The 8,941-nt window shown below is 67.3% G+C and carries 10 protein-coding genes; 8 read left to right on the top strand and 2 right to left on the bottom strand.

The window, feature by feature from the left end; genetic code table 11:
* Positions 1-123: 123 nt before the first annotated feature.
* Positions 124-642, bottom strand: coding sequence for a DUF4245 domain-containing protein (locus tag ACWGIU_RS20190; protein ID WP_453707663.1), 519 nt, complete (start codon positions 640-642; stop codon positions 124-126).
* A 279-nt stretch (positions 643-921) separates the two neighbouring features.
* On the opposite strand from ACWGIU_RS20190, the gene glpX reads away from it, so the two are divergent.
* Positions 922-1,953, top strand: a complete 1,032-nt coding sequence (glpX, locus tag ACWGIU_RS20185) for a class II fructose-bisphosphatase (protein ID WP_030385815.1) — start codon at positions 922-924, stop codon at positions 1,951-1,953.
* 520 nt (positions 1,954-2,473) lie between these two features.
* Here the strand turns inward: glpX and ACWGIU_RS20180 are convergent.
* Positions 2,474-3,157, bottom strand: coding sequence for a DUF1707 SHOCT-like domain-containing protein (locus ACWGIU_RS20180; RefSeq protein ID WP_453707659.1), 684 nt, complete (start codon positions 3,155-3,157; stop codon positions 2,474-2,476).
* Between the two features lie 150 nt (positions 3,158-3,307).
* Here ACWGIU_RS20180 and ACWGIU_RS20175 point away from each other — a divergent pair, with 150 nt between their 5' ends.
* The 7 genes from ACWGIU_RS20175 (at position 3,308) to ACWGIU_RS20145 (ending at position 8,637) form a co-directional block, all read left to right on the top strand.
* A complete protein-coding gene (locus ACWGIU_RS20175) occupies positions 3,308-4,978 on the top strand; it encodes a fumarate hydratase (RefSeq protein WP_453707657.1) in 1,671 nt (556 codons plus the stop codon).
* A 224-nt stretch (positions 4,979-5,202) separates the two neighbouring features.
* Complete coding sequence (locus tag ACWGIU_RS20170; protein ID WP_453707655.1) at positions 5,203-5,421, top strand: hypothetical protein; 219 nt, start codon at positions 5,203-5,205, stop codon at positions 5,419-5,421.
* Positions 5,405-5,929, top strand: coding sequence for a DUF6879 family protein (locus ACWGIU_RS20165; RefSeq protein ID WP_453707653.1), 525 nt, complete (start codon positions 5,405-5,407; stop codon positions 5,927-5,929). The genes ACWGIU_RS20170 and ACWGIU_RS20165 overlap by 17 nt, the downstream gene beginning before the upstream one ends.
* A gap of 43 nt (positions 5,930-5,972) precedes the next feature.
* Positions 5,973-6,761, top strand: a complete 789-nt coding sequence (locus tag ACWGIU_RS20160; RefSeq protein ID WP_453707661.1) for a helix-turn-helix domain-containing protein — start codon at positions 5,973-5,975, stop codon at positions 6,759-6,761.
* A 252-nt stretch (positions 6,762-7,013) separates the two neighbouring features.
* Complete coding sequence (locus tag ACWGIU_RS20155) at positions 7,014-7,250, top strand: DUF7848 domain-containing protein (RefSeq protein ID WP_453707652.1); 237 nt, start codon at positions 7,014-7,016, stop codon at positions 7,248-7,250.
* 74 nt (positions 7,251-7,324) lie between these two features.
* Positions 7,325-7,471, top strand: coding sequence for a hypothetical protein (locus tag ACWGIU_RS20150; RefSeq protein WP_362626944.1), 147 nt, complete (start codon positions 7,325-7,327; stop codon positions 7,469-7,471).
* Between the two features lie 5 nt (positions 7,472-7,476).
* Entirely contained in the window at positions 7,477-8,637 is a 1,161-nt protein-coding gene (locus tag ACWGIU_RS20145) for a methyltransferase domain-containing protein (RefSeq protein WP_453707650.1), read from the top strand.
* The last annotated feature ends 304 nt before the right edge of the window (positions 8,638-8,941 follow it).

Raw genomic sequence — 8,941 nt, 5'->3', positions numbered from 1 at the left:
GGAATCCCGGGGCGCACGGCCCTTCCTGCGTACACGTTCCCCGCAGGTGCGCGAGGTGCGCGGGGCGTGAGAGGCGTGCGGGGCGCCACTCGCCGCCGCCCACCCCCGCTCGCCCCGCCCGCGCTACTTGCCCTGCTTGAACTCCAGCGCCGCCGCCAGCTCGCCGAGCTGTTCGAAGGAGGCCGTGCCGGTCACCACCGTGACGTAGCCCTGCTCCTGCCGCACGAGAGCGTCGTACTTCTCGCCGTCCCAGCGCTCCCAGGTCAGGTCGCCGATCTGCTGCGTCTGCCCGGTGGCCGTCGCGTGCTGGGTGACCTTGGCGAGGTACCCGGCCGAGGTTTCCGTGGACTGCTCCACCGCCGCGTACTGCTGCTCCGGGTCGAGGAAGCCCAGGTGCCAGGCGTTGCCGTTCTTGCGCTCGTACGTCACCGAGGTCGCCCGCCACCGCTCCTGGAGCCCCACGGGGGCCGCCACCGGATACGGGGCCGCGCGCCGGGCCGTCAGGGTCTCCACCCGGTAGTCGACCGTGCGCGTCGGATCGGCCTTGTCGTCATGCGGGACGAAGAGGTAGATCCCGGCGACGACGATGCCGATCACCCCCAGCGACCGGACCATGTCCCAGACCGTCTGCTTGCCTTTCATACCTGCCACGCGCCCCATCGTCCCGCATCGCGGGGCGGCGATCACCGCCGGGGTCGCGGTGCGGCGCGTGTCGGCGGACCCTGGAGAGTCCCGGAGGAGTCCCGGACGGCCCAGGAGGACTTCAGGACGGCCCAGGAGGACCGCAAGACGTCCGCTCAGGACAATCGGCTGACCGATATGCCGCTCATACGTGACCCGCCCTGCTCAATATGTCGACGTACCGATAGAGTTCCAGCACCCTCACTTCCCGGCCGTCGCCGTACAGAAAGGTGCGCTCCGATGACCGAGCACAACCTGCCGCCCCAGCTCGAAGTCTCTCCGGAGGCCCCCGACCGCAACCTCGCACTGGAACTCGTACGGGTCACCGAGGCCGCCGCCATGGCCGCGGGCCGGTGGGTCGGACGCGGCGACAAGATCGGCGCGGACGGTGCCGCGGTCAACGCGATGCGCACCCTCATCTCCACCGTCTCGATGAACGGCGTCGTCGTCATCGGCGAGGGGGAGAAGGACGAGGCCCCCATGCTCTTCAACGGCGAGCGGGTCGGCGACGGCACGGGCGCCGAGGTCGACATCGCCGTGGACCCGATCGACGGCACCACCCTGAACGCCAAGGGCATGCCGAACGCCATCGCCGTCCTGGCGGCCGCCGACCGCGGCACCATGTTCGACCCGTCCGCGGTGTTCTACATGGAGAAGCTGGTCACCGGTCCCGAGGCCGCCGACTTCGTCGACATCAACGCTCCCGTCTCGGTGAACATCCGCCGGGTCGCCAAGGCCAAGAACATGGCCGTCGAAGACGTCACCGTCGTCATCCTGGACCGCCCCCGCCACGAGGGCATCGTCAAGGAGATCCGCGAGACCGGCGCCCGGATCAAGTTCATCTCCGACGGCGACGTCGCGGGCTCGGTCATGGCCGTGCGCGAGGGCACAGGCGTGGACCTGCTGCTGGGCATCGGCGGCACCCCCGAGGGCATCATCTCGGCGTGCGCCATAAAGTGCCTCGGCGGCACCATCCAGGGCAAGCTCTGGCCGAAGGACGAGGCCGAGCGCCAGCGCGCGCTCGACGCCGGCCACGACCTGGACCGCGTCCTGACGACGAACGACCTGGTGTCCGGCGACAACGTCTTCTTCGTCGCCACCGGCATCACCGACGGCGAGCTGCTGCGCGGTGTCCACTACCGTTCGGAGACCGCGACGACGTCCTCGCTGGTCATGCGCTCGAAGTCGGGCACGATCCGGCAGATCGACTCCACGCACCGCCTGTCGAAGCTCCGCGCGTACAGCGCGATCGACTTCGACCGCGCCCACTAGTCACGGCGTGTGCAGCCGAGAGGGGCGGTCACCGCGTGCGGCGGGACCGCCCCTCTCGCACATCCACGTCCGGCAACGGCGTCCGACATCGGCATCCGGCGTCCGGCGCCCCGGAAAACTCTGGACGGCGGCTACCTGCAAGGACTGATGCGGCGGATGCGGCACGGTCTACTCCTGACGACGTATACGTGAGCGAGAGACGACGCACCTGTCCCTACCCGCTGTACGCGCCCCTATGCACCGCGCGCCACGGGCCGCCGGGGGTTCGTCCGAAACAAGACCCCGTCGGGCGGGCCGTCCCGCCGCGGGTGCGGCCCATCCGGGATCTCGTACGCCCGCCGGGGATGAGGGGCGGACCGTGGCGGTGACCTGACGGGTCGTCGGCCGAATGTCGTCGGATCCGCGGCGCGTCGGGCCCTGCGGGCCGGGCCGGTCTCGGCCCGGCCCGTCTCGGTCGGTCTCGGTCGGTCTCGGTCGGTCTCGGACCGTCTCGGACCGTCTCGGACCGTCTCGGCCCGTCTCAGCCGTTCTCGCCCTCCAGGCGCTTGCGCAGTTTGCGGGCCAGGTCCACGAGGCGGGCGCCGAGTCTGGGCCGTGCCTCGATGTTGCCCAGCAGGGCGAAGCCCCGCACGATCACCACCGGCGCCTGCGGGTCGCTCTCCCCACGGCCCTCGCCGCGCACCTCGAAGTTGCCGAGGACCCCGCTGCCGTAGCCGCGCAGGGTGACGTTCTCCGGGACCAGGACCTCGACGTTGCCGAGGACGCAGGTCACGTTGATCTCGGTGACCTGCTGCTCGAAGACCGCTTCGGTGAGGTCGATGTTGATGTCACCCATGACCGAGATGGCGCGGGTGTGCGGACCGGGCCGCCAGCGGCCCTTGCGGGCGGAGCTGCTGCACACGGCCACTATGGTTTCGGCCGGGCCGCCCGGGGCGGTGGAGGGGGTCGCGTACGCGGGCGAGGCGTGGACGCCGCCCGGCGCGGGCAGATCCCGTACGAGCACGTCCAGTTCACCGACGGTTTTGACCGCGTAGAGGGTGTCCAGGCGGTCCGAATGTTCCTCGGCCGTCAGCCGGCCTTCGGCAAGGGCGTCGCCGAGGATCTGCGCGATCCGGTCCCGGTCCGCGTCGGAGGCGCGCAGCCCGCCGGGGCCGGCGGTCGCGGGGGCGGGTACGGGGGCGGCGGGGTGCTTTTCCAGGTCCACGACGCCCAGCATATCCAGACACGATAGATCGCGATACTGCCCAGTGAGCCTTACCTCACAGACACGCCGCCCGGAAGAGGTCCTACGCTGGTTAACCGCGCTGCCAATTGGTCGCCAGCGCCGTCTGCCGAGTGAGGAATGACTGCCGTCATGCCAGAGTTTGCGTACACCGACCTGCTGCCCCTGGGCGAGGACACCACGCCGTACCGACTGGTGACCGCCGAGGGCGTGTCCACCTTCGAGGCGGACGGCCGTACGTTCCTCAAGGTGGAGCCGGAGGCGCTGCGCAAGCTCGCCGAAGAGGCCATCCACGACATCCAGCACTTCCTGCGCCCCGCGCACCTCGCACAGCTGCGGCGGATCATCGACGACCCCGAGGCTTCCTCGAACGACAAGTTCGTGGCCCTGGACCTGCTGAAGAACGCGAACATCGCGGCGGCCGGCGTCCTGCCGATGTGCCAGGACACGGGCACGGCGATCGTCATGGGCAAGCGCGGCCAGAACGTGCTGACCGAGGGCGGGGACGAGGCGGCGCTCTCGCGCGGCGTCTACGACGCCTACACGCGGCTGAACCTGCGCTACTCGCAGATGGCCCCCCTCACCATGTGGGAGGAGAAGAACACCGGCTCGAACCTGCCCGCGCAGATCGAGCTGTACGCGACCGACGGCGGCGCCTACAAGTTCCTCTTCATGGCCAAGGGCGGCGGCTCGGCCAACAAGTCCTTCCTCTACCAGGAGACCAAGGCGGTCCTCAACGAGGCCTCCATGATGAAGTTCCTGGAGGAGAAGATCCGCTCGCTCGGTACGGCGGCCTGCCCGCCCTACCACCTGGCGATCGTGGTCGGCGGCACCTCCGCCGAGCACGCGCTGAAGACCGCCAAGTACGCCTCGGCGCACTACCTGGACGAGCTGCCCCGCGAGGGTTCCCCGCTGGGCCACGGCTTCCGCGACGAGGCCCTGGAGCAGCAGGTCTTCGAGCTGACCCAGAAGATCGGCATCGGCGCGCAGTTCGGCGGCAAGTACTTCTGCCACGACGTCCGCGTCGTGCGTCTGCCCCGGCACGGTGCTTCCCTGCCGGTCGCCATCGCCGTGTCCTGCTCGGCGGACCGCCAGGCCACCGCGAAGATCACGGCTGAGGGCGTCTTCCTGGAGCAGCTGGAGACGGACCCGGCGCGCTTCCTGCCGGACACCACGGACGAGCATCTGAGCGAGGCCTCGGACGTCGTCTCCATCGACCTGAACCAGCCGATGGACGACATCCTGGCGACGCTGACCAAGCACCCGGTCAAGACCCGGCTGTCGCTGACCGGCCCGCTGGTCGTGGCGCGCGACATCGCGCACGCCAAGATCAAGGAGCTGCTGGACTCGGGCGCGCCGATGCCGCAGTACCTGAAGGACCACCCGGTCTACTACGCCGGTCCCGCGAAGACCCCCGAGGGCTACGCGTCGGGCTCCTTCGGCCCGACCACGGCCGGCCGCATGGACTCCTACGTCGAGCAGTTCCAGGCGGCGGGCGGCTCCAAGGTCATGCTGGCCAAGGGCAACCGCTCCCAGCAGGTGACGGACGCGTGCGGTGCGCACGGCGGCTTCTACCTGGGCTCGATCGGCGGCCCGGCGGCGCGCCTGGCCCAGGACTGCATCAAGAAGGTCGAGGTCCTGGAGTACGAGGAGCTCGGTATGGAGGCGGTCTGGAAGATCGAGGTCGAGGACTTCCCGGCCTTCATCGTGGTCGACGACAAGGGAAACGATTTCTTCACTTCGCGTGAACCTGAGCAGCCAACGTTCACCAGCATCCCGGTGCGCGGTCCCGGTCTGGCGTAGCCCAGCACACCCCCGCCCCCAGAGAGCCCCTGGCGCCAACCGCCGGGGGCTCTTGCCGTGCGCCCCTTCCCGGCCCGCAGGGGGCCGCCCTGGGCCGCGCGAGCGCCGACGTAGATCGTCTACCCGACAACGCGAATATTGGCGATGCCGCATAGACGCCTGCGGGCAACCCTCGTAGCGTCGTTCCGGCGGCCCAACCGGGGCCAGGGCAAGGGGGTTTCAGCATGGCTCGCGAGGAACTGACCCGGCTCACCGGCAACGGCAACGGCAACGGCAACGGCACTTGTGGCAAGGACGACTGCCCGAACGTCTACCGCACTGCCAGCGGCTCGTTCGTCGTCCAGGGCGACGTATCCAACATCTTCCAGCCGCCGCAAGGGGAAGGGCTTGTGGAGATCCCGGAAAGCGTGCTGCGGGAGGCCGTTCGTGCTCTTGGATGGTGAAGTCTGGCAGGCGAAATTCCGAGACTTCCAGCAGGAAGCCTGGAGGCTTGAGACGCTGCCCCAGTACCTCATGCCGCAAGAAGCAAAAGAGTTCGCGGCGTTCATGGCCGGGGCCCGCATTGACCCCGGGAGCGTCTCAAACGAGTACACCGACCGCCTAGCGCGACAAGTGGCCGAAGGGCGCTCACAGGGGCGTGTGCACATCGTGACCCACCCTCTCTCGGATTACCTGCGATTCGAGTTCTCTCAGTACTACGCACCGCACGCCCTGGCAGGTGAGGAGATCCGCATTCTCGATGTGACCAACCGAGAGAATCCCTTGCGAGGGATTCAGGATTTCTGGTTGTTCGACCGCGCCGAGGTCGTGCTGATGAACTACTACGCAGATGGGCGGCAGATCAGCCGCGAGGTATTCGAAGGGGACGTGTCCCCGTTCGTCGAGTACCAGCGAATCGCGGTCAGCGAGTCGGTGCCCTTCGAGGAGTACGTGAAGGGCCTTGACGCTTGAGCCTGACCGGCTAGGCCAGTCCAGGTCAGACCTAGCCGAAGCAATGCGTACGCTGCGGAAGCGAGCCGGGAAGACACAGACCTGGCTCGCCCGCCGCTGCAACATGTCGCAAACAAAGATCAGTAACATTGAGAGTGGAAAGCTCACGCCCGCAATTGTCGATGTGGAGCTGATCCTAGAAGCACTCGAAGCCGGCGGACCGATAGCGGACGAACTGCTGTCCCTGGCTCGCACGGCAAACACGGAGTGGCAAGACCATTGGTCTTCGCGTCGCCGAGGGCTCGATAAGAAGCAGAACGAGCTAGCGCGTCTTGAAGCAGCGTCGACGGAGTTTCGATTCTTCCTGCTCTCCATGATTACCGGCTTGCTAGCCACACCCGAGTACGTACGCGCAAGCATCGCAGACGTTTCGGGCGATCAGTCCAAGATTGTGGCGAAGAAGCTCGAACGCCAAAGCATCCTGCGGGACTCATCAAAGTCTTTTACGTTCCTGCTCACGGAACAGGCCGTTAGGTGGCCGCTCCTCCCGCCCCTCGGCATGGCAATGCAACTAGACTGGCTCGCTTCCATCTCGCGCATTCCGAACGTACGGCTAGGCGTGATCCCGCTGGATGGTCACATTCCTGAGCGGCCCTTGAACACCTTCACAGTCTATGACCGGCGGCTAGCCACTGTGGAAACCGGCACTGGCGCCCTCATCCTGCGCGACCACAGGGACGTGGAAGCGTACCGAGAGGATTTCGAAAGGTACGAGGCGTACGCCGTGTTCGGGGACGACCTCCGGCGACTGCTCTCCGAGTGGTCGACGCTCTTTACCCGACAACGCGAATAAGTCTCGGCTGGCTACGCCCTCCACGGGATCATTGGTTGTCGGTTCCCGAAGTGACGAGGGGTGCGGAATGGCAACCAGGGCGGACACGTTCGAGTACGCGACGTACACCTACAAGCGCGAGACGTGCCCGTCGTGCGGCATGCCCATTCCCATTCACCACCTCGCCCGACGGGGAATGCTCGGTCAGAAGGACGGGCCGCCGAGGGTGGCCTACTGGCACACCCGGTGCGTCAACGCGGACGGGTCGCGCCAATGACGCGCTCAGTCCTCCGATACGCGGAGCATCGGATCTTCAGAGACCCTGAGTCCACTCCCACAGTGGTTGCAAGCTGCCTGCACACGGACTGTGGCTGGGCTGCCGTTCCCGGCCCGGACGTGGCCGACGTGGATCGGCAGTGCATGACGCACACGGGCCTGAACGCCGGCCACGGCCGCTTTCTACGAGGGTTCGAGGACATCGCCCTTGTTCATCGGGTCGACACGACCTGACCCAGACTCCCGCCCCGCCAGGGCGGGTCAGAAATGCACAGCCCCCACGCCCACCTATGAGAAGGAGATGCTCAATGCCCAAGCACGGCGGAGGCACCGGCAGCGGCCAGGGCGGCAGCCAGCAGGACGACGGCAGCAGTGGGCGCGGGCACGGCGGTGGCGGCACCGACACCGGTAGCGGCGGGAACAGCTCCGACGGCTCCGGCCCCGCGAAGAAGTAGGTCAGATGACCGCGCGCACAGAGGAGGCGGGCCCCCAGGGGCTCGCCTCCGCGCTCGTTGCTGCGGGCGCCCTGCACTCCGATTGGCTGCCTACGTATAAGGCAGTCCCCCGGGACCTGTTCGTGCCCGACCGCATTTGGCCGGGCATCCCTGACGGCACCCGACAGAATTCTTTGGTGGACCGCGCCACGGACCCCGAAAGCTGGTTCCGCGCGGTGTTCTCCGACATCCCTCTCACGACGCAATGGGACGGCGGCAACCATGCGGGTGACGGCCTCGGCACAACCCCGAGCAGTTCCAGTTCCCAACCCCGCATGGTCTTCTCGATGCTGGCCGATCTGGACATCCACGATGGTCATCGTGTTCTTGAGATCGGTACCGGTACAGGCTGGAACGCCGGTCTCCTCTCCCACCGGCTCGGGCCCGGCAACGTTTTCTCCATCGAGTTCGACCCTGAGGTAGCCAAGGGGGCGGGCGGGAACCTTCGGGCCGCCGACCTGTCACCTTTGGTGATCGTGGGAGACGGCCGGCTGGGCTACGTGGAAGGTGCGCCGTACGACCGTGTCATTGCGACGTGCTCGATCGGTGAGGTTCCCTCCGCATGGGTCGAGCAGACCGTTACCGGCGGGGTCATCGTCGCCCCCTGGGGAACTGGGTACGGGGGCGAAGCCATCGCCCGCCTGACCGTGAACGACGACGGCACGGCGAGCGGCCGTTTCACCCGCTCAAGCGCCTTCATGCGCCTGCGGCAGCAACGTCAGAACTTGCCCCCGCATGACACATATCTCAAGGGGAGGGAATGGCCCGCAGATGGCGACAGGAGCACGACCGCCCTGTCTCCCGCCGAGGTCGGGGGGTGGCTCGAACAGTTCGTGATCGGACTCCGTATGCCGGGGGCGTTCTGGAGGGTAGAGCGCTACGACGACGGCGCATACACGCTGTGGACGCACAGCACTGACACGAAGTCGTGGGCCTCGGCCGATTATGAACCGGGACGCCAGGATTACGAGGTTGTTCAATCTGGCCCCCGCAGGCTCTGGGATGAAACAGAGGCTGCCTACCGCTGGTGGGAGCAGCAGGGGCGGCCCGGATTCGATCGGTTCGGTCTGACCGCTGACAGTAACGGCGGACGGGCTTGGCTCGACTCCGTGAATAACCCCGTATAGGCTCATCCGAATGGGGATGACAAACGCAAACAGACCCCCCAGCAGGAACTGGGGGGTCTGTTTGTTCGCATACTCCTGATTAGCTGACAGCAGCCTTCACGATCTGCACCGAAGCAGGCTCGGCGAGAGAAACACCAGCCATACGCATAGTGAGCTTAAAACCGACCTGATCCACGTCGAAGCGCGCACCGTGAACGGAACAAGCCGAACGACTTCTTCCAGAACCCGGCCCCGGAGCCGACGTTCACCCACATCCCGGTGCGCGGTCCGGGCCTGTAGCACGGCGGTCCGAGGGCCTCTCCCC

It is taken from the genome of Streptomyces sp. NPDC054840 (assembly GCF_053611065.1).
This window is presented reverse-complemented; position numbering and strand designations above follow the sequence as displayed.